Annotated in this window: 10 protein-coding genes; all 10 read left to right on the top strand. The window is 43.8% G+C overall.

Annotated features, from left to right (window positions below):
• The first annotated feature begins 24 nt into the window (after nucleotides 1–24).
• Nucleotides 25–1,257, top strand: a complete 1,233-nt coding sequence (gene ubiI, locus AACQ83_RS05325; protein ID WP_112876741.1) for an FAD-dependent 2-octaprenylphenol hydroxylase — start codon at nucleotides 25–27, stop codon at nucleotides 1,255–1,257.
• A gap of 357 nt (nucleotides 1,258–1,614) precedes the next feature.
• Nucleotides 1,615–2,709 carry a glycine cleavage system aminomethyltransferase GcvT gene (gene gcvT / locus AACQ83_RS05320; RefSeq protein ID WP_112876740.1) on the top strand — a complete coding sequence of 365 codons (1,095 nt, stop codon included), beginning with the start codon at nucleotides 1,615–1,617 and terminating at the stop codon, nucleotides 2,707–2,709.
• Nucleotides 2,710–2,830: 121 nt separating this feature from the next.
• Nucleotides 2,831–3,223, top strand: coding sequence for a glycine cleavage system protein GcvH (gene gcvH, locus AACQ83_RS05315; RefSeq protein WP_112876739.1), 393 nt, complete (start codon nucleotides 2,831–2,833; stop codon nucleotides 3,221–3,223).
• 87 nt (nucleotides 3,224–3,310) lie between these two features.
• Nucleotides 3,311–6,187 (top strand): aminomethyl-transferring glycine dehydrogenase, encoded by a 2,877-nt coding sequence (gene gcvP / locus AACQ83_RS05310; RefSeq protein WP_112876738.1) that lies wholly within the window; start codon nucleotides 3,311–3,313, stop codon nucleotides 6,185–6,187.
• A gap of 797 nt (nucleotides 6,188–6,984) precedes the next feature.
• Nucleotides 6,985–15,936, top strand: coding sequence for a two-partner secretion domain-containing protein (locus AACQ83_RS05305; protein ID WP_240000700.1), 8,952 nt, complete (start codon nucleotides 6,985–6,987; stop codon nucleotides 15,934–15,936).
• A gap of 2 nt (nucleotides 15,937–15,938) precedes the next feature.
• On the top strand, nucleotides 15,939–16,445 hold the full coding sequence (locus tag AACQ83_RS05300; RefSeq protein ID WP_112876737.1) for a hypothetical protein: 507 nt from the start codon (nucleotides 15,939–15,941) through the stop codon (nucleotides 16,443–16,445).
• A gap of 641 nt (nucleotides 16,446–17,086) precedes the next feature.
• Nucleotides 17,087–17,383, top strand: a complete 297-nt coding sequence (locus AACQ83_RS05295; protein WP_112876736.1) for a type II toxin-antitoxin system HicB family antitoxin — start codon at nucleotides 17,087–17,089, stop codon at nucleotides 17,381–17,383.
• Nucleotides 17,384–17,397: 14 nt separating this feature from the next.
• Nucleotides 17,398–17,532, top strand: coding sequence for a type II toxin-antitoxin system HicA family toxin (locus AACQ83_RS05290; protein WP_255566887.1), 135 nt, complete (start codon nucleotides 17,398–17,400; stop codon nucleotides 17,530–17,532).
• A gap of 2,619 nt (nucleotides 17,533–20,151) precedes the next feature.
• Nucleotides 20,152–21,585, top strand: coding sequence for an NAD(P)/FAD-dependent oxidoreductase (locus AACQ83_RS05285; RefSeq protein ID WP_112876734.1), 1,434 nt, complete (start codon nucleotides 20,152–20,154; stop codon nucleotides 21,583–21,585).
• Complete coding sequence (locus AACQ83_RS05280; RefSeq protein ID WP_112876733.1) at nucleotides 21,582–22,433, top strand: HemK/PrmC family methyltransferase; 852 nt, start codon at nucleotides 21,582–21,584, stop codon at nucleotides 22,431–22,433. Before AACQ83_RS05285 ends, AACQ83_RS05280 begins: the two co-directional genes overlap by 4 nt.
• The last annotated feature ends 12 nt before the right edge of the window (nucleotides 22,434–22,445 follow it).

The raw sequence follows: 22,445 nt of genomic DNA, 5'->3' as shown, positions 1-22,445 counted from the left end.
GACAAAATAAGAGGACGTTATATTATGCAATCATTTGATGTGGTTATCGCTGGTGGCGGTATGGTTGGTTTGGCGCTTGCCTGTGGTTTACAAGGCAGTGGTTTGCGGGTGGCTGTGGTGGAGAGCTATCCGCCTACTCACCCCGTTATTGCTGGAGAAGAGTATGCTTTGCGGGTTTCTGCGATTAATGCGGCCAGTGAGCGCCTGTTACAGCATCTTGGTGTGTGGCAACAGATTCTGGATATGCGCACTAGTCCTTATCAAGAAATGGAGGTTTGGGAGCGGGATAGCTTTGGCCGTATTCAGTTCAGCGCGGCTGAATATGGGATGGAATATCTTGGTCATATCATTGAAAACTGGGTTATCCGTGAAACATTATGGAAAAAAGCAGACAGCTTATCTGACGTGACCATTTTGGCGCCTGCGGCTTTGCAACAGGTTGCCTGGGGTGAAAATGAAGCTTTTATGACTTTATCCGATGGTCGCATGTTAACGGCTCGTTTAGTTGTTGGTGCTGATGGCGCTCACTCATGGTTGCGTCAGCATGCTGATATCCCTCTCACATTCTGGGATTATGAACATCATGCGTTGGTAGCCACTATTCGCACCGAAGAGCCGCACGGCCGGGTTGCCCGTCAGGTCTTTTATGGTGATGGTATTTTGGCGTTTTTACCCCTTGCCGATCCCCATTTGTGTTCTATCGTCTGGTCACTACCGGGTGAAGTTGCTGAACAGTATAAACAATTTGATCATAAGCGTTTCAACCAGCAATTGGCGGTAGATTTTGATCTGCGCCTTGGTCAATGTGAACTGATGAGTGAACGTCTGACAATTCCACTGACCGGTCGTTATGCCCGTAATTTTGCGGCTCATCGTCTGGCCTTGTTGGGAGATGCCGCTCATACCATTCACCCATTGGCTGGCCAGGGAGTGAATTTGGGCTTTATGGATGTCGCTGAGCTGATAGGTGAATTGCGTCGTTTGCATGGTCAGGGAAAAGATATTGGTCAGTACTTTTATTTACGTCGCTATGAGCGCCGACGTAAACATGGTGCTGCTGTGATGCTGGCCGGGATGCAAGGTTTTCGTCAATTATTTGATGGCAATAATCCGGCGAAAAAACTTTTGCGGGATGTCGGGTTGTCTCTGGCAGATAATTTACCGGGAATTAAACCTAAATTACTTCGTCAGGCAATGGGATTGAATGACTTACCGGACTGGCTCTCTTCTAAATCCTATTCGGCTGAAAAAATCTAATTTAGCCTCTGCTTATCGATAACTTTTTCTCATACCTTGCTGAAATATGAATAGGTGATTTTATTCATATTTCAGTTGGTTTGTAACAGAAAATGAGTGTTTTCTAAAGTTAATTGTTAATTTTGAGTATTATGACTCATTTTAATAGTTGAAAATTCTGCATACTTATAACTCGTTTTTTGATGTCACTGGATTGAACCCTATTTTTACTTATGGTTCATTTGGGTTTTCAGTGATAACTTTCATTTTAAGATATCGTTTGCGTCGCGTTTTTTAGCCGCTTTTTGTTCATGATTCACAGTATCTGTCGGTTAATACGCGGTATGTTTTCATGTAGGAAATGAAAAGAGGGAAATAATGGCAAAACAAACTCCATTGTATGACCAGCATCTGGCTTGTGGTGCACGTATGGTAGATTTTCATGGCTGGATGATGCCTTTGCATTATGGTTCACAAATGGATGAACATCATATTGTCCGCACTCATGCCGGTATGTTTGATGTTTCCCACATGACGATTGTGGATCTGCATGGTACTGGTTGCCGTGATTTCCTGCGTTATTTGTTGGCAAATGACATTGCTAAACTGACAGAAAAGGGTAAAGCCTTATACACCGGGATGCTTAATGCTTCTGGTGGTGTAATTGATGACCTGATTGTTTATTACCTTAGCAATGATTTTTATCGGTTGGTGGTCAATTCTGCGACTCGTGAGAAAGATCTGGCTTGGATTAATGAACATGTAGCCAGTTACCCGGTTGATATTCAGGTTCGTGATGATCTGGCATTAATTGCGGTTCAGGGGCCTGAAGCTCAGGCAAAAGTACAGTCTCTATTGAATGATGAACAGAAACAGACTATTGCTGGAATTAAACCTTTCTTTGGTGTCCAGGCGGGGGATCTGTTTATCGCAACAACGGGTTATACCGGTGAGGCGGGTTATGAAGTGGCATTACCAAAAGCGCAAGCAGCGGATTTCTGGCAAAAATTACTGAGTGTCGGCGTTAAGCCCACGGGATTAGGTGCGCGTGATACGTTGCGACTTGAAGCCGGTATGAACCTCTATGGACAGGAAATGGATGAAACCATTTCTCCCCTTGCGGCTAACATGGGCTGGACAATCGCTTGGAAACCCGAAGATCGCCAGTTTATCGGCCGTGAAGCGCTAGAAAAACAGCGTGAAAAGGGCACTGAGCAATTGGTTGGCTTGGTGATGAGAGAAAAGGGTGTGTTACGCGGTGGTTTAGCGGTTAGTTTTACTGATGAGATGGGCGCCTTACATTCTGGCGTTATTACCAGTGGTACGTTCTCTCCAACATTAGGATTCAGCATTGCCCTTGCCCGTGTGCCACAGGGGATTGGTGAACAGGCGGTTGTCCAAATCCGCAATCGTGAAATGCCGGTTCAGGTAGTCAAACCTAGCTTTGTACGGGCGGGTAAACCTCTCGTATAGTCATTTTTATCGAATAATAACTTGATGAGTAAATAGCAATTTATCCCGGTAGGCATGATTGGTGCAGAAGCGCAAAATAGCCTGATAGGGGTAGATTCTAGGATTGAAGGAGATAATGGTAATGAGTAATGTACCCGCAGAGTTAAGATATGCTGAATCACATGAGTGGGTTCGTGCAGAAGGTAATGGTGAATACACGGTAGGTATTACCGAGCATGCACAGGAGCTGCTCGGCGATATGGTCTTTGTTGATTTGCCAGAAGTAGGTAATGAAATCAATCTTGGCGATGATTGCGCGGTTGTTGAATCAGTAAAAGCGGCTTCTGATATCTATGCGCCACTGAGTGGTGAAATTATTGCCGTTAATGAAGCGCTAAATGACGCGCCTGAATTGGTTAACAGTGAGCCTTATAATGAAGGCTGGCTGTTCCGTATTAAAGCCTCTGATGAAAGTGAACTTTCGAGTTTGCTGAATGCCGAAGGATATCAGGCACTTCTGGACGAAGAAGAATAATATGCTTACCGCCGCCCTGTCTCACATGATGAACAGGGCGTTTTTATTTGTATGCCATTTCTGGCCAGCTTCAGGAATTAGTAACAAATGACCCAGACATTAAGTCAACTTGAGAACCAGGGTGAGTTTATCCGCCGTCATATAGGCTCTTCCGCCGAACAGCAAAAAGAGATGCTGGCGACAGTGGGGGCAAATTCCCTTAATGATTTAACACAGAAAATTGTTCCCCGTGATATCGCGTTACCAGAGCCACCCGATGTTGGCGGTGGTGCAACTGAACAGCAAGCACTAGCTGAACTGAAAGCGATTGCCAGCCAAAATAAACGTTACCAATCCTATATTGGTATGGGATATGTGCCTGCTGTACTTCCGCCGGTTATTTTGCGTAATTTATTAGAAAATCCTGGCTGGTATACCGCTTATACACCTTATCAACCGGAAGTTTCTCAAGGTCGCCTTGAATCACTGTTGAATTTCCAACAAGTGACGATCGATTTGACGGGTTTGGATATTGCTTCTGCTTCTTTGCTGGATGAAGCTACCGCGGCGGCTGAAGCAATGGCAATGGCAAAACGTACTAGCAAACTGAAAAATGCTGACCGTTTCTTTGTTGCTGATGATATCCATCCTCAAACATTAGACGTTGTTCGTACCCGTGCGGAAACCTTTGGCTTTGATGTGATTGTAGATAAAGCAGAAAAAGTCTTGGAGCTGGACGGTGTATTTGGTGTGTTGTTACAACAGGTTGGCACGACAGGTGAAGTTCATGATTATGCTGATCTGATTACACAACTGAAACAGCGCAAAATCATTGTCAGTGTTGCCGCTGACTTGATGGCGTTGGTGCTGTTAACTGCGCCGGGTAAACAAGGAGCTGACATTGTGTTTGGTTCTGCCCAGCGCTTTGGGGTACCGATGGGTTATGGCGGTCCCCACGCAGCATTTTTTGCCAGCCGTGATGAATTCAAACGTTCTATGCCGGGACGTATTATCGGCGTTTCCCTTGATGCGGCAGGTAATACGGCACTGCGCATGGCAATGCAGACCCGTGAGCAGCATATCCGTCGTGAGAAAGCGAATTCCAACATCTGTACTGCTCAGGTGTTGTTGGCAAATATCGCGGCGATGTATGCGGTATATCATGGTTCGAAGGGGCTGAAACGCATTGCGAGCCGTATTCATCGTCTGACTGACATTCTGGCGGTTGGGTTACAGAAAGCGGGATTTACTCTACGTTACAAAACTTGGTTTGATACTCTGACTGTTGAAGTTGCTGATAAAGCAGCAGTATTAGCCCGGGCAGAGAAAGCTGAAATCAATTTGCGTACCGATATTTATGGCGCAGTGGGTATCACATTGAGTGAGGCTACTGGTCGTGATGATCTGGTCAAATTATTCTCTGTGCTGACAGGCACGGATGACAAGCTAGATGTTGAAGCACTGGATAAAGAGCTGATGACGGAAAGTCTCTCCATTCCTGCATCAATGTTGCGCAGTGATGAAATCCTTCTGCATGCAAATTTCAACCGTTATCACAGCGAAACGGATATGATGCGCTATATGCATCGTCTTGAGCGCCGAGATTTGGCACTGAATCAGGCAATGATCCCATTGGGTTCTTGCACTATGAAACTTAATGCTGCGGCAGAAATGTTACCGATCTCTTGGCCTGAATTTAATGAACTACACCCATTCTGTCCGCCAGAGCAAGCACAGGGTTATCAGCAAATGATCAGCCAATTATCTCACTGGCTGGTGCAACTGACAGGTTATGATGCCGTTTGTATGCAACCAAACTCCGGTGCGCAGGGTGAATATGCGGGTCTGCTTGCTATTCGCCGTTACCACGAAAGTCGTGGAGAAGGGCATCGTCATATCTGTTTAATCCCAAGTTCTGCTCATGGTACTAACCCAGCTTCTGCTCATATGGCGGGTATGACGGTTGTGGTGGTGAGTTGCGATAAAGAGGGCAACATTGATCTGGCAGATCTGCGTGAAAAAGCGGAAGAATCAGGTGGTGAGCTTTCCTGCATCATGGTGACTTACCCATCAACCCACGGCGTATATGAAGAAACTATCCGTCAGGTGTGTGAAATCATTCATCAGTATGGTGGTCAGGTTTACCTTGATGGTGCAAATATGAACGCGCAGGTTGGCATCACCGCGCCGGGTTTTATTGGCGCTGATGTTTCACACCTCAACCTTCACAAAACATTCTGTATTCCACATGGCGGTGGTGGCCCGGGAATGGGGCCAATTGGCGTAAAAGCCCATTTGGCGCCATTCTTACCGGGGCACTCGGTAGTTCAAATGGATGGCATTACTGAACAGAGAGCCGTCTCAGCGGCACCATTTGGTAGCGCTTCTATTCTGCCGATTAGCTGGATGTATATCCGTATGATGGGCTCGCAAGGGCTGAAACAGGCAAGCCAGACGGCGATTTTGAATGCTAACTATATTGCTGCCCGCCTAAAGAATGATTATGACGTGTTGTATACGGGTCATAACGGTTATGTGGCGCATGAGTGTATTCTGGATATTAGACCGTTGAAAGAAGCATTTGGTATCAGCGAGATGGATATTGCCAAACGCTTGATTGACTATGGTTTCCATGCACCAACTATGTCATTCCCGGTTGCTGGCACGCTAATGGTGGAGCCTACAGAATCAGAAAGTAAAGTAGAAATTGACCGCTTTGTGGATGCTATGCTGGCAATTCGTGCTGAAATTGGCAAAGTGGCGCAAGGTGAGTGGTCATTAGAAGATAACCCGTTGGTCAATGCGCCTCACGTACAAGCTGAACTGGTTTCTGACTGGAGCCATAGTTACAGCCGTGAAACCGCGGTTTTCCCAACCTTAGAAACCAAAGCCAATAAATATTGGCCTGCGGTTAAACGTCTCGATGATGTTTACGGTGATCGTAATTTGCACTGCTCTTGTGCACCTGTCAGTGATTACCAATAATTACCAATATAATAGTCAACACCAGTATAATAACTGGTGTTGCTATTATTTATATTTATTGGCGAAGTCGGTTTAAATATAAAATTATTTTATATATTTAATGCCTTTTCCTTCCAAATTTTACATTCTATTTCTAATCTAACAGTACCTTTCATTATTGCTATTATTATTTAATAAATTGTTTTTATTGATATTTTATTTAAATAAGTTTTTATGGGTAATGATATTTCATTAATAAAAAATTGAAACTATTATTAATATAATACTTTATTATTATTGTATATTTAAAAATTTCATGAATTAAGTTTTCCTATAAGTGTCTCTTCTGTTGAAGAAGGGAAACACGGCGAGTAGTACGAGATTGATTCTTTTCCTTTTATACCCGTCATCTTTCAAGTTGCCTCTTTGTTGGCGGCACTCACTCACCCCGGTCACATCGTTATCTATGCTCCCGGGGATTCGCTCCCTTGCCGCCGCGATGCATCTTGAAATCTATAGGGTATATACCCCGCGCCATTTAATATCTCCAGCCTTATCGCGATTTCCTAGCATTTAATATAACAGATTCCCCATTATCAGGATTAAAAAATTGAATGATGATCACATTTTGCGCTACCTATTCAGACGGTCAATTAATTACAAATTAGAATAGTTTAATGTTGTCACTATTAAATCATCAATATTCTCTGTGGGAAGATGACCATTTTATCACCAAAGCCAGACTGAGGATAACGTGATCGCTTATTAGTCAGCATTACTGACTTTGTCACACTTAAATTAGGAAAAGGGACAGTACGATGGATAAACGCTACAACTCAATGGCCAAGGTTACGAGTTATCTTTTAATTTACCTGACGGCAATCCAGCCATTGCACCCGGCTATGGCTGTCGGCATAACACCGGATAACAACCGTACACAGGTACAAAATCAGGGCAATGTGCCGGTGGTGAATATCGCCACGCCGAATGACGCAGGGGTATCTCACAATACCTATCAAGAGTTCAATGTTGCCACTCAGGGGGCCGTACTCAATAACGCGACACAGGCGGCTCAATCACAACTGGCAGGACAACTTAACGCGAACCCTAACCTGCATGGAAAAGCGGCGGCACTGATTGTTAACGAAGTCACTGGCAGCGGCCGCTCTGACCTGCAAGGCCAGTTGGAAATTGCTGGCAATAAAGCCAATGTGATGATTGCCAACCCTAACGGCATTACCTGTGATGGCTGTGGTTTTATTAATACCGCTAACGCAACCTTGACCACCGGTAAACCTCAATTTGATAAACAGGGTGCACTGGAAGCACTGGAAGTGAAAAAAGGCCAGATTACCATTGGTGGCAAAGGGCTGGACGGCAAGGCGACGGATTATGTCGATATCATCAGCCGCGCAACGGAATTGAATGGAAAAATTCAGGCTAACACCCTGTCGATGACTCAGGGGGCTAACCGTATCAGCTTGAAAGACGGCACGGTTAAACCTATCGCAGGAGAAGGGGCAAAACCGCAATTAGCGGTTGATACCAAAGCCTTAGGCGGTATGTATGCCAATAAAATCCGACTGGTAGCGACTGAAGAGGGGGTTGGGGTTAATCTCACCAACTTAACCACAACCCAAGACGCTATCAGTTTAACTGCTGAGGGTAAAATTATCCTGGGGGAGGTTCAGGCCAGGACGGACATTAATATCAACAGCAAAACCATTGAAACGGCGGCACAAAGCCATGTGCAAGCGGGTCAACATCTGAAATTAACCACCGAAACATTGCGGAATCAAGGCCAAATCCGTGCGGGTGGTGATGTCACCATTAAAGCGACTAAACTTGATAACGTAAACCCGACCAGACGAAGTCACCCGATTATTACCGCGAATAAAAATAACAACATTACCGCTAACGAGATAAATAATGTTGGAGAGTTAAGTGCGGTACAAAATCTCACCCTGACAGGCAAAAATTTTTCAACGCAGGCGATAAAAGACAGTCAGGAGAATATCATCGGTAAACTGAGTGCTGGCGGGGATCTGACGGCTGTCTTTAAAGATGGATTTAGTTTTAATTTTGATAAAGAACATTTTAAAGAGGGAAAGAAACCCACTGATCTGGCTTTAATCACCGGGAAAAACATTTCTCTCACTGCCAGAGATTTAGCGAATCGTGCGTCAATGATGGCAGAACAAAACCTAACCGTTGACGCAGAAACAATCTATTTAGGCCAGGGGAATTTAAAAGTCGGGAACCATGTCATGCTGGAGGGAAGGTCACATCTTGATGTGAATGGCTATGATATCTCCGGTCGTGATGTCACCTTGCTAGCGAGCCGGGGGCCTCTTTCTGTTGTCTCTGGAGACGACTATACCCCGGAAGGAATAAGCGCATTAACCACGCTTTCTGCTGATAACATATTACGCATTATCGCCGATGGTCCTATTAATATCGTCGATACCCTGATTAACCGGGCGAAAAATATCTTTTTGGCAACCAATGATAAGCTTGAGATTTATGTATCTGCTGATTTAACTGATGAGCAGAGCCCATTAAATGACGACGCTAAACAAGAGTTAATTAATCAGCGTCTGCGCCAGCTCAGTCAATTGCAAGCGGATGAAAATATTGAGATCCATGCAGGAAAGATTGTCGATCTAAGAAGCATTTCCTTGACGGCAGGGAAGGATATCACTCTGACCAGTGGCGGTACGCTTGATATTAGTAAAATAACAGCAGAGGACCCCTATGAATATGAAAATGAACATGGAGATAGTTATGAAAAACATTACGAATATGAAAATGCCAGTGACGAGGAAGACGAACAATCTTACCCACAATTTCAATTCCCAATAGCGAAAAGTGTCATTACTGCCGGCAATAATTTAACCCTGAATGCTGGCGGTGACATTATTGACACTGAGGCGACGTTGTCGGCAAAAGGGACAACGACAGTTGCCAAGAACAATGCAGAATTGCACTCACCTGAAGGAAAGTATAATTCAGTTGAAGGAAAGTATACGCCGGTAACTTCTGCGCTGATTGAAAGTGCGTTAAGGCATAGTCCTGAACTGACAATGAACTTCTCCGAAATAGAAGGAGAAGTACCGGGGATTAAACTTGCGGATAAGCAAACCCGGATCACCTCGAAAAACAATCGCCCTATTATTCATATTGCGGCACCTAACGCCCGTGGTGTTTCACATAACCATTATCAGACGTTTAATGTTGGGACATCAGGACTGGTATTGAATAACGCGACCCATGATACGCAGTCTCTACTGGCGGGGCAAATTGGCGCGAATCTGAACTTCAACGGTCAATCGGCTGAACTGATTATTAATGAAGTGATAGGGACTTTTGCCTCAAATCTGCAAGGTCTGTTGGAAGTGGTAGGGCAAAAAGCCCCTGTCTTCATTGTCAACCCGAATGGCGTAACCTGTAATGGTTGCGGCTTTATCAATGTCCCAGCTGTCACATTATCGACAGGTAAACCGGTGTTTGATAAAGACGGGGCATTAGAAGCCTTAGCCGTGAAAAAAGGCGTCATCATCTTGGGTGAAAAAGGGCTGGATGCGACGGCACAGGATAATGTCGATATTATCAGCCGGACCATTAAGCTTAACGGTAGACTACAGGCGAAAAACCTGACATTGACACAAGGCCCCAACCAGATTGATTTAAAACGCGGGACGATTGTTCCGATTACAGGGGAAGGTTATACCCCCTGGGAAGCGATTGATACCGGGTCATTGGGGGGAATGTATGCCAATAAAATTCGTCTGGTGAGTACCGAGCCGGGTAAGGTTGTCAATCTCACCAACCTGACGGCAACGCAAGGCGACATCAATTTGACCGCCGACGGTAAGGTTATTCTGGGGGATGTGCAGGCCAAAACGGACATCAACATGAGCGGTAAAGGCATTGAAATGGCGAAACAGAGCCATATGCGAGCCGGTCAACATCTGATATTGACAACCGATACATTGCAGAATCAGGGACGAATTCGTGCCGCCGGTGATGTCGCCATTAAAGCGAAAGCATTGTCTTTAAATGGGGGAAATGTCAACGCCGGGAACCATATCCTGCTACAGGGTGAGAACAGTTTTACGATGCGTGGCACGGATATCTCAGGTTTTAACATTACCTTGATTTCCAACGGTTATAGTACTGCTGTTTTACCTGGTGGCAGTGACACGCCGAAAGGCACACGGGCATTATCCCTTATTTCTGCGGTTAATACGTTGCGTATTCTGTCTGAACGCGGAATATCTCTTTCAGATACGCTAATTAACCGGGCAAAAAATATCTTTGTGGCGAGTAATGAGTGGATTGGTATTAATCAGCATTTGGCTGCGGATGAGAATATTGATCTTCACGCTGGTGGCGGGATAAATTTGGGTGGCATTTCCCTGACCGCTGGGAAAGATATTAGCCTGACAAGTGGTAACTCGCTTTATGTTGGTAACGTCACCGCCGGCAACAATTTAACCTTGATTGCTGGTGGTAATATGACGGAGACGACATTATCGGCAGAAGGGGCGACCGCGGTTGCCAAAAATAGCACGGCGTTGCACTTAGCTGACGGGAAATATACCCCGGTGACTGCTGGGTTGATTGACCTCGCATTAGGCAATGCCCCCCAGTTGGCAATCAATATCCCAGAAATAGCCGGTGGAATACCCGGGATTCAACTTGCGGATAGACAAGCGCGAATTGCCGTGAGAAATAACCTGCCTATTATCCATATTGCGGCCCCTAATTCCCGCGGGGTTTCACATAACCGTTATCGGGAGTTTAATGTTGGGGCTTCGGGGCTGGTGTTAAATAACGCTACCGATGCTACCCAGTCCGTATTGGCGGGACAAATTGGGGCAAACCCTCATTTTAACGGTAAATCGGCTGAGTTGATTATTAATGAAGTGGTGGGGACTTTAGCCTCAGATCTACAGGGCCTGTTGGAAGTGGTGGGGCAAAGAGCTTCGGTCTTCATCGCTAACCCGAACGGCATAACCTGTAATGGCTGTGGCTTTATCAATACCCCGGCGGTCACCTTATCGACTGGGAAACCGGTGTTTGATAAAGAGGGAGCATTAGCGGCTTTAGAAGTGAAAAAAGGCGCCATAACCTTTGATGAAAAAGGACTGGATGCGACGGCGCAGGATGATGTCGATATCATCAGCCGGACTACTAATCTTAACGGTAGACTACAGGCGAAAAACCTGACATTGACACAAGGCTCCAACCAGATTGATTTCAAACGCGGGACCCTTGTCCCCATTGCTGGGGAAGGTTATACCCCTTGGAGAGCGATTGATACCGGGTCATTGGGGGGAATGTATGCCAATAAAATCCGTCTGGTGAGTACCGAGCCGGGCAAGGCTGTCAATCTGACCAACCTGACCGCAACGCAAGGCGACATCCGTTTGACCGCTGATGGCGAGATGACGCTAGGAAATATACAGGCCAAAACGGATATCACCGTTAGCAGTAAAGACATTAAAACGGCGGAACAGAGTCATGTGCAGGCAGGGAAAGATATCACGCTTGCCGCGAACACGTTGAACAACACCGGTAAGATTATCGCAGAAGGTGACATGCGGTTATTTATCGATCATTTATACAATCAGAATAAGGGGCTGATTCAGGCAAATAATCATCTCTGGCTGCAAAAGGACGCGAGCGGTAATTTAAGCACTGAAATTAACAACACGTCAGCGACACTGAAAACCAATCATGGCGATATCGTTATTCGCACAAAAGCATTCAGTCATGCCAGTCAGGCTAACCTTGTTTCAGGGGCGAATGCTTATATCAATGCGACCAGACTGGATAACAGCCAAAGTCAGTTTCAGGCGCAGAAAAATCTCATCTTAACCGGTCATGACTTTAATAACGGGATGGACGGTAAACTCTCAGCTGGTCTTAATGTGGTGGCTGATTTTATTGATAAATTCAACGGAACTGCGTTCATATCGGCGAAAAATATTCTGCTGCATGCTGGTGAAATTATTAACATAGGGCACCTCAACGCGGGCAATGATCTGTCCGTCATCGCCGAGCGTCGAATGTATGCCGGCCAGAGTACACTGGAGGCAAAGAGAAATCTGACCTTGATTGCGGGTAAAGATATTGATGCCTTTCAAGTCGAGTTGAAGGGAGAAAATGTTGAACTGCTTACGCGTGAAGGCGACATCCAGATGTGGGGGGACGGTTCTCGTATTTCGGCCAGCAACAATTTGCGGATGTTCGCGAGTAACAAACTGGATCTCTATGGTCTTTTATTCGATAAATCAAACACGATAACGTTAAATGCGGGTCATGAAATTGATGCCAGCCAGGTTAAATTGGCCGCACAGAAAAATCTGACACTCAGTGCGGGCAAAGATATCACCGCCCGTCAAACTGAGCTGAAAGGGGAAAATATTGAGCTTCTCGCGCGTGAAGGTGACATTAGGGGGCCGATGAGCGGGGAGGATTCTTCTCGTATTTCGGCCAGCAACAATTTGCGGATGTTCGCGAGTAACAAACTGAATCTCCAGGGTATTTTATTCGATAAAGCAAACAATATAACGTTAAATGCGGGTCATGAAATTGATGCTGACCGGGTTAAATTGGAGGCAAATAACAACCTGACATTAATTGCGGGCAAAGATATCACCGCCCGTCAGGCCGAGTTAAAGGGGAAAAATGTAGAGCTGCTGGTGCGTGAAGGCGACATCCAAATGGGATGGAATAGGTCTGATGCATCATTACCCTCAATTTCGGCCGATAATCATTTGCGGATTTCAGCGGGCAACGATCTGGATCTCTCCGGTATTCAGTTAGACAAATCACGCCATCTGACATTAAGCGCGGGTCGTAACCTGAATGCCAGTCGAAGTCAATTGAACGCTGCGGGCAATATTAATCTGTTTTCTGGGAATGATTTAATGTTGCGGAGAGCTAGTATCAATGCCGGGCAACAAGTCATGCTCAGCGCGGGCCACGATATTGATATCTCTCGCCCCAATACGCCGGAGGCATCAGAGCGCCGGTTTGATTTATCTCAATCAGGCACGCAAATTACCGCCGGTGATCACCTGCAACTCAGCGCAGGGGGAGATATCGCGGGTATTGCGAAATTAACATCGACTAAAGGAAATATCTCGGTTAACGCCGGCCGGGATTTAGTGTTCTTTGCCCAGAAATATTCGCCGATTAATGATAGCGATAAACAATATCTTTATGGCACCGGCGACGTCAGCGCGGCTCAAAATCTCACATTAGTTGCAGCAGGCAACTTGCTGACATCTGGAACCCGTTTGACATCCGGCAGTGATATGCTGCTTTCCGCGGGTGGAAATGTTCGCTTTGAATCGCGACAAGAATTTATCCGCGAGGGGAATATTGAGCGCTTTACGCAACATGCCAGCCGGCTGAATAGTGGTGGCGCATTAACTATGCGTTCCCAAGGCAGTATTTTATTTCAGGCGACGGAGTTAATCGCCAAAGGCGTGATGGATATCGCGGCAACCGGCGGCTTTCTTTATGCGCAAGCAATGGAAGAAGTCTATAGGCGGGAAGAAACGGAGAAAAGCTGCAAAGGTTTTGGTCCCATAAAATCGTGCAAAGTATTTGGTTCTAAAACAGAGCATAAAATACAAATCAGGAATACCAACAAAGTCACGGAATTTACTGCCGGTGGTGATATTAACCTGATGGCAAAAGATGAGGTGACATTAGAAGCGAGTCGGATAAAAACCGATAAAAACGCAAAAATCACCAGCCAGACCGGGAAGGTGAACTTCAAGGCGATGCCAAATATTGATTTTGAGCAGACCATCACGACATCAAAAGGCTTTTTTATTACGCAGCACGATAAAGGTCACCGTGAGGAGACATGGATAATTCCGTCAGTGCATGTTGGCGGTACGCTGACGGTAGAGGCGGCGAAAGGCATCAACGCGGATGTGAAAGTGAAAGAGGGACAGTTACTGGAAGACGCGTTAGGGGTACTGAGTAACACCCCCGGTACGGAATGGTTGAAAAATCTTCAAGACCGCAATGACGTCCAGTGGAATCGGGTTAAGGACGCTTACAGTAGCTGGGACAAAAAAAGCGAAAACTTAAACCCCGTAGTGGGTGCGGTGATTGCGATTGCTGTCGCGGCGGTCACGGCGGGTTCGGGTCTGGCTGCCTGGGCGGGAAGCGGCGCTGTGGGGGCGACAGGCGCCACGGGCACCACGGCAAGCGCGGTTTATGGGGCGGCTTATGGCGGTATGATAGGGCTGACCTCTCAGGCGGCGGTGGCCTTAGTTGAAAATAAAGGGGATCTCAGCAAAACACTGGCTGCCTTAGCGAAGCGCGATGCCGTCAAATCCCTCGTGACCCAAATAGCGGTGGGTGGCGCCTTAGGGGGATTAGACCACACAATGGGCTGGGGAAAATTAGTGGAGGGAAAAGGCGTTGTCGACCCGATAAAATCGTCGCTTCCCTTATTGAGTAACAATAACTGGAGTCAGGTGGCCCAGCGTGTCGCGGCGCAATCCGTCGTGAGCTCAACCATAGGCACCGCTATTAACGGCGGCAGTTTTACGGATAATCTGCAAGCGGCGTTATTGAGCAATGTGGGTAACCAGATTAACGCCGAGGGAGCCGGATTGATTGGTGATAAGGGTCAGATTCTGGGTGTCCCGGGTAAAGCGATTAGCCATGCCGCGGTATCTGCTCTGGCTGCCGAAATCGCTGGCGGGGATGCCAAAGGGGCAGCGGTGGGCGCGCTGGCGGCTGAATTAGCCGCCATCACCATGGAAAGCCGGCTATTTGAACCGGCGTATAAAAATGAAACAGAACGGCAAATTCATAAACTTCAGGAAGCGCTGACGGGTAATGAAGTGAAGGCCCAGACAGCCAAATTTATCGGGGCGTTGTCAGGCGCACTGATTAGCCATACCCCGGAAGGCGCTTACAGTGCGGCAAACAGCGCAGAGCTTGTCTACCGTAACAACATGACTGAGCACATGTTGTATCAGTTATCGGTAGATAATCAAAAAGATATATTAGCGGCAAAAAAAGGGGATAAAGCTGCGGAAGAGCGCGTTATTGCGCGACGGAATGCCGCGATTGCCGTCACCGCAGTGGCGGCAGGGGGCTATGCGCTGGTTTATGGCGGTCATATACTGATTGCGGGTTCGGCTGAAATGGCAACGGCAGGGCGTATTGCGCTTGAAGGTTGTAAAGCCAATCCGGCGCTGTGCCTGAATAACGTGGGGATTTTTGTTGCTGATGCGGTTGCGCCGGAAGCGGCTGTTGGGACGGGTGTTTTGGCTGCTGGAGCGGTAAAAGTATTAGGTAACAGCAAAGAAGGTGCGAAGGATCTGGCAGAAGGATTGAGTCATGCCTCAAAACCGCTGTTAAGTAATGCTAAACCTGATACCCATGCCGTAGCTAGTTTAATTGAAAATGAGAAAGTGTATGTTGGAAAGGGGACGACAACAGGAATTAAGATAAATGCATCAGAGCTTAAGTTAACTAAAACAGTTAAAAATCATCTTAATGATCTTAATAAGGTTGGTGATAGAGTTAGGCCGTATGGTGATTTAAGAACGTTAATGCAAGAAATCATGGATTCTAAACCACCGTCAACTGATCCAAGAGGTGTTCCTGGGGTTCTTCGGTGGGATGTGGCTGGGATGATGAATGGAAGCAAAGGAACGTATGAATTAGTTGTAGATCCTAAGACTAATACCGTACTCCATTTTCTCTTTAAAAGTGGTCAGTAGTTATGAAACATATTAATTTTTATAGTCGACTAAATAATAAACCGTTATCTGGAAATTTGATTTACAGAGAATCCGAATATTCAATAGACTTTATTGACTATTCGCCGGAAGAAATGGAAATGCTGGTTGGTAGTCAAGGGTGTTCATCGTTAACTATTGGTACATTGCAGATTGAAGTAGGTATTGAAACTGGAACATTGCTTTATCCGTGGGGTTTATTTTCTCTGACACAATGTGAATCAAAGGTTTTATTACAGCCTGAAATGCATGGAGGAAATATATATATAAATCCCAATGAGTTAGGGATGTTGTCGGGTGTAGCAATTGAAATTCCAGGCTCAATCTTGTGGAAAGTGTTTAGAGATACGTCAACTGGATGGATCTGTATTGGTAATAGTGATGAGGTCGATAGCAGCGTTTGTGTTGTGCAATTTGCAACCAATGCAGCTATATCCCTTAAAAATAAATTAATTATTGCATTATGGATAAAGCCAGATTTGGAACCATGAGATAAATAATAGTCTCAGTATAGGTTAATCTTAGCCCTGACGATGAGGCATCTCCGTTCAGCAGTAATGGTCACCAGTTGGCTGGTAAGTAAAGTCCAGCTTTTCCAGCCATCATTCCTTCATAGTGTGGGTAGGAGTTAGTTTTACCCAAGTTAGGTGACTCGCAATTTATCAGGACGTTATCAAGTGCCCTGATTAGCCATACCCCGGAAGGCGCTTACAGTGCGGCAAACAGCGCGGAGCTTGTCTATCGTAATAACATGACTGAGCATATGCTGTATCAGTTATCGGTAGATAATCAAAAGATATATTAGCAGCAGAGAAAGGGGATAAAGCTGCGGAAGAGCGCGTTATTGCGCGACGGAATGCCGCGATTGCCGTCACCGCAGTGGCGGCAGGTGGCTAGCTTATCACAAAAATTATCCACGTTTGATATTTTCTATAAAGTTGTGCCATTATGACGTCATAATGGCAAAAATTGCGTTTAAAATGCTTCGAATGTGCTTACATTTTTTTCGCTCTTCATCTAAGTCCGAGCTTCTTTTTTGAGAAATAGGTTTGCTTAACACTAAACGTATTACACTAAATTCTATACAGTCTGTATATGGGGCGAGTCTCTGAGGTGACAGGGGGGAAGAAAAATGAGATTACGTTGCATGGCTTATCGTCAGGGTGAGGTATATGTAGCCGCCTGCTTAGATCTGTCTTTAGCGGCGCAGGGTGATAATATAGAAGAAGCAATAAATAAGCTTGAAGCCCAGATTGAAGATTATCTTGAAGAAGTGAGAGCGGAGCCTCAGTACGCCAAACAAATGCTAAGTCGAAAAGCACCATTATCAATGTGGGTTAAATATTGGCGGATTGCCTTTCGAATTTTCATGAATAGAGAAGACAGCGGTATGGCTAAAGTTTTTAATGAACAGTGCGAACCGGCTTGACATAGGGCAGCGCCATGTTTTTTAAAAAATTAACGCCATTGAAATATGCGGAAGTTATCAAAGGGCTTACCGCACTTGGTTTTGAGATGAAGCCCAAAAAGGGCACATCTCATGAGCAGTGGATTAGGAAAACAGAGGGCGGGAAATGACTGGTAATGGTCGATAAACATCACGCTCCGTTTTCCAGAGACCTTATAAAATCAATGGCTAAACAGGCTGGTATCAGCGCAAAAGAGTTTCACTCATTATGTAAAGGTGTGATTAGCGTTGAGCAAGTGCACGCTGGGAATTCAGAGTAAGCAACTTATTATAGTTTAATTTATCAACACTAAAAAATTTTCTTACGCCGCTTAACTGCGGTTTTTTTATTTAATCAGCCTCGCGATTTCCACAAGGTTTTTTATGGGTGGAATATGGTAAAAGCGATCAAAGGTAGAAAGGGTGGCAGCAAAAAACCACGCACACCAGTTGAAGCCCCGGATTCAATTAAATCATAAAATATTGTTAGATTATATGGCAGACGCAGTAGCGATTATTCCGGGTGTGGGTGACGACTTAAACAGAACTCAGGTTAATTAACTTTTATTTAATGTTTAATAACGCTTTATTGTATCAACAATGGTGAAAAGTCTGATGGATTAATAAACCCAGAAATATGATAACAGTTAAACAGGTAGTTAACCGTTAACAGCGCTGAAAATAACTTGGTAAAATAATGATATAAATTTATTTTAGCGTTAAATCACATTGACAGTATAAAAAGAGGAATGGTTTAAATTAAACAGTAAAAAAGATGTTATTGGATGGGTTAAAGTAGTATAAAGCCAGTTTAAACTGGCGGATTTACGCTATCACGGTTTTGTATAATAAAGGTAACATAATAACGTTGTAAGTAACTTAATTCGTAGAGACTGTTATTCAAATTTTTTATGATTGATGATTTAATTGGTTTATTAAAAAGTTTATTCCTTGGTTGAATGCGTTATTAAAGATGATTCCTTTTAAAAATAGATTATCTGATTGATTTATTCATATTTTTATTTATCCGTTTTCCCTAGGAGACATAAGCATGAATAAAATCAACCTTTGTTTTTCATTTTTCACTGATGGTTTTATAATGGATAGGTTTTAGACTATGATTAAAAATCATTGTTTTAACTCTTGGATTAATCAGTATAAAGTTTTAACGATGGTTTTACCCGTTTTACCCCTGTTTTTTATTAAGTTTAATCATCATGGTATATTGTGTTTTATGTTCAAAAAACATTAATCACACTTGCTTTTTATCTTTATAAATCAGTCAGTAAATAGCCTGATGATGTAAAGATACTTTTTCGAATAATCACGCTTTTTTCAGGACGTAAATCCTGCCGAATTAACCTGTTTTATCCATTTTTTTATTACATTATTTTGATGGTCTACTTCGTAAAATGATGGAAATAAATCACTTTAATATCAGACTGTATGAATGATATTATTTTACTTACTGATTTGTTTTTAACTCATTTATTAATGATTAATGGATTGCGATTAAATACAATTAACTATTCTGCTAAAAAATTTTACTTATTGAATTTACCTTTTATATAAAAACTTGAATTTATCTGTATTCCCCACTTTTAAATAACTATGGCAGATTAAATGAATGTAAAACAGGCGAAGAAGAATATCACCGGTAGATATATTAAATGTGATAGTGAAAAAGATTTTTTTAATCACGCTATACCTTTTAAAAACGGGTGTTAATACAATGCTGGTTTTCTTAACCCTTAGTTGAATCATTACCGATAAAAAGGCGTTTACTATCGCCGAAAAAGGGAAAGGTAAGTAAAAAGAGAAAGTGAATAATGTTAAAAACATAATGTGCTTGCTCTTTTTTCCTGATTTTAAAACCATACTGACAGATAAAAAAAGATTTTCTTAACAAGATTAAAGGTATTAAAAACAGTGTTAAATCCCTCTGATAGCAGTAAAATGCCATTTCCATGCAGACTGCCAGTACAAATTTTTTCATTTAATTATTGAAGAAAACTCTGTAGTGATAGCCGAGACGCTAAAAATCAATAATCTGAAATGTACATGTTCACGTTGATCACAATAATCACAAAATATAATAGTCAATAAAGATATAATAACTTATGTGTTCTATTTGTTTATATTGGTGAAAGTTGATGGAAAATATAAATTTTAAAAAACACTTTTCTTAAGAATTTTTGTTTTTTTATTGAAGAATAAAAGGCATTTAGAATATTGTTCCCCGTAACAATTTAAATATAAATTGTTTTTATTTTATACTGAAAGTATTTATATGATTTTTTTGTTTATAATATAAGGCTAAATTTATTTGACAGTTTTGTATTTGATGACTATTGTTCTTCCCTGATTTGCAGATGTTATTTCAAATATAATAATATCGTTTGTTATTATTTATTTTAAATGTAAATAGCATTTTGTGATGTTGTTCAATTTATTGTTTTTATTGGAAAGTTTTATTTTCATAAATTAATCAATATGGGTAATTATATTCGCTTGATAATAAATTGAAACTATTTCTAATGTGATAGTTTGTTATCGAATATTTGTCTTTAAATTTAGTGTAAATCTGAGAGTGATTCGTTATTTTAATTACTGATGAACACAGGGTTATTTTCTTGCAATTGATGTAAAGCAGTAAAAATATCCTCACTATAGAGGATGATAATTATTTGTCCGCGTTGTTGACAAAGTATTTAAAATAAATTGGCCGCAGGCCATATAGGAGTAAATAAGTGAAGTACGATTTTATTGTTGTTGGTTCAGGGGCAATTGCAGGTTCAATCGCCTATGAGTTGGCAAGTAGAAATCTTTCGGTTTGTCGGGTTGGAGAGACTGATCGAACTAATGCTGCTTCTAAAGCTGCCGGTGCAATGAACGGTTGTTTTGGTGAAATTACCAGTGGCTTATTAGCGAGTGAACACGGTAAGTTGAAATTGAATATGGATTGTATTTCCAGGGACCTTTGGCCGACTTGGGCGCAACGGTTAGCTGACTCTTCCGGTGATACCCGATCGCTGTTCACTGCTAAAGGCACTCACGTGATACTGAACACTGCCGGGATGGAAGAGATTGACACTATCAATTATGACGCTATCGAACAAACCCTGAACGATTATGCGGCACCTTATGAAACCGTTGATCCGCGTGAAATTGAGTGGTTAAAGCCCAACGATTTAGTGCGTCCGTTGCGTGCTTTGTACATCCCTGATGAGCATGCGCTGAACTCGCATTTATTGCTGGAAAAGCTGGATGCGGCATTTGTTGCTGAAGGTGGATGTCTTAAAGAAGAGAATGTTAAGTGTGTGCTGATTGAAGAGGGTTTAGCTACCGGTGTCGAATTGCTCAGTGGCGAACGTTTAATGGCAGATAAGGTCGTCGTGGCTGCCGGTGCACACTCGTTGGATCTGTTATCAAATATACCTTCAGTTGTTCGCCAAATTCCGCCAATCTTTGCCGGTTATGGGGTATCCATTCTGGTCAAGATGCCAAAAGGCAGAGAACTGCCGACCTCAGTCATCCGTACCCCTAACCGGGCATTTGCTTGTGGGCTGCATTGTGTACCACGTGGTGATGGTGTGCTGTATCTTGGTGCGACCAATATTCTGTCTGAAAAACCACGCAGTCAGGCACTGATTTCTGATGTGCAGTTCTTGTTGGATTGTGCGTTAGATCAGTTGGATATTAACTTACATGATGCTGAGATCCTCTCAATTCAGGTTGGTAACCGGCCAATTCCTGCTGATGGGTTCCCGCTGATTGGCGAATGTGGCGTAAATGGTCTTTGGTTGGCTACCGGGACTTACCGTGATGGCTTACATCAATCACCGTTATTAGCGGATTATGTGGCTAATGCTTTGACGGGAGTAGAAAATAGACTCATTAATCTTGATGATTTCAATCCCGTTCGTCCTCCGTTGGTCGGTTTCTCCCGTGAAGTGATGGCTAAAGAAACTACCCAACAAATGTTTGCTACCGGCTATGAATATCGTTGGGATATCAAACCTTACTGGCTGCCACTGCTGAATGAAGGGATGATGCGCAATTATCAGAATTTAATTGAGTCTCTTCACCCTCAATTCACTCCACCGCCAGAGCTGGTCGCCTTCTCTCATATTTATGAATCCATGCGTGAACGGTTACGTAGTTATTATGAGGCATGGTCATGAGTTTTTCGCTGAAAGATCAAGTTGTCATTGATAAAGCCAGAGAGTTACTGTCAGAGGCCGGCGTTTGGGATGTGGAAACTGATCTCACGAGCTTAGTTGACCGTTATCTGGAAAGGCGTTGTAAAGATCGCGCCCGTGATGAATTTATGCTTGCGGTTCATGAACGCTGTAACCGGATCCCTCTTGGGCATATTGTCGGTACTGTGGATTTTGATGGATTGCCTCTGACGGTGGGGACCGGGGTATTTATCCCGCGTCCTCATAGTCAAGTTATTCATAAATGGCTGGAGAATGAATATCAAACACCTCCGGGGGCAGTGGTTCTGGACTTATGCTCCGGTAGTGGCGCCATCGGTTTAGCTATTGCTAAACGTCGCCCGGATTTAAAGGTCACTTGTGTCGAATATGATGATGTGGCTTTTCAATACCTGACGCGAAATATCTATCGGTTGGCGAATTGGGCGATTAAAGCCGATGGATTAAAAGCAGATTTACGGGATTGGCAAGCATTTTCTCAATTTAACAGATCGGTGGCGTTGATTGTGGCTAATCCACCTTATGTGCCGGAACAGCAGGAAATATTGCCGGAATGGGAGGAGCATCATCCTTATGCGTCGGTGTATTCGGGGGATGATGGGCTTGACTTAACGCGGTTGATTATCAAACAAGCTAAACAGCTACTGCAATCAGAGGGTTGGTTAGTTATTGAACATGGTGAAAGCCAGGGAGAGAGTGTCAGAACATTATTTTTAGAGTCTGGCTTCTCTTTGGTACGAACCATTATCGATGAAGATATTTCTGATACAACAGGCAGTTCGGTAATCACTGTTGGTTGTAAGCTCATTTGAACTTAGACAGTT

This window comes from Photorhabdus sp. S10-54 (assembly GCF_963878145.1).
Taxonomy (GTDB): Bacteria; Pseudomonadota; Gammaproteobacteria; order Enterobacterales; family Enterobacteriaceae; genus Photorhabdus; species Photorhabdus kayaii.
The sequence above is the reverse complement of the archived record's forward strand: the minus strand, read 5'-3'. Positions and strand labels throughout refer to the sequence as shown.

Coding starts and splice junctions, on each gene's coding strand:
- ubiI (WP_112876741.1), top strand. CDS start 25: ATGCAATCATTTGATGTGGTTATCGCTGGTGGCGGTATGGTTGGTTTG.
- gcvT (WP_112876740.1), top strand. CDS start 1,615: ATGGCAAAACAAACTCCATTGTATGACCAGCATCTGGCTTGTGGTGCA.
- gcvH (WP_112876739.1), top strand. CDS start 2,831: ATGAGTAATGTACCCGCAGAGTTAAGATATGCTGAATCACATGAGTGG.
- gcvP (WP_112876738.1), top strand. CDS start 3,311: ATGACCCAGACATTAAGTCAACTTGAGAACCAGGGTGAGTTTATCCGC.
- AACQ83_RS05305 (WP_240000700.1), top strand. CDS start 6,985: ATGGATAAACGCTACAACTCAATGGCCAAGGTTACGAGTTATCTTTTA.
- AACQ83_RS05300 (WP_112876737.1), top strand. CDS start 15,939: ATGAAACATATTAATTTTTATAGTCGACTAAATAATAAACCGTTATCT.
- AACQ83_RS05295 (WP_112876736.1), top strand. CDS start 17,087: ATGAGATTACGTTGCATGGCTTATCGTCAGGGTGAGGTATATGTAGCC.
- AACQ83_RS05290 (WP_255566887.1), top strand. CDS start 17,398: ATGTTTTTTAAAAAATTAACGCCATTGAAATATGCGGAAGTTATCAAA.
- AACQ83_RS05280 (WP_112876733.1), top strand. CDS start 21,582: ATGAGTTTTTCGCTGAAAGATCAAGTTGTCATTGATAAAGCCAGAGAG.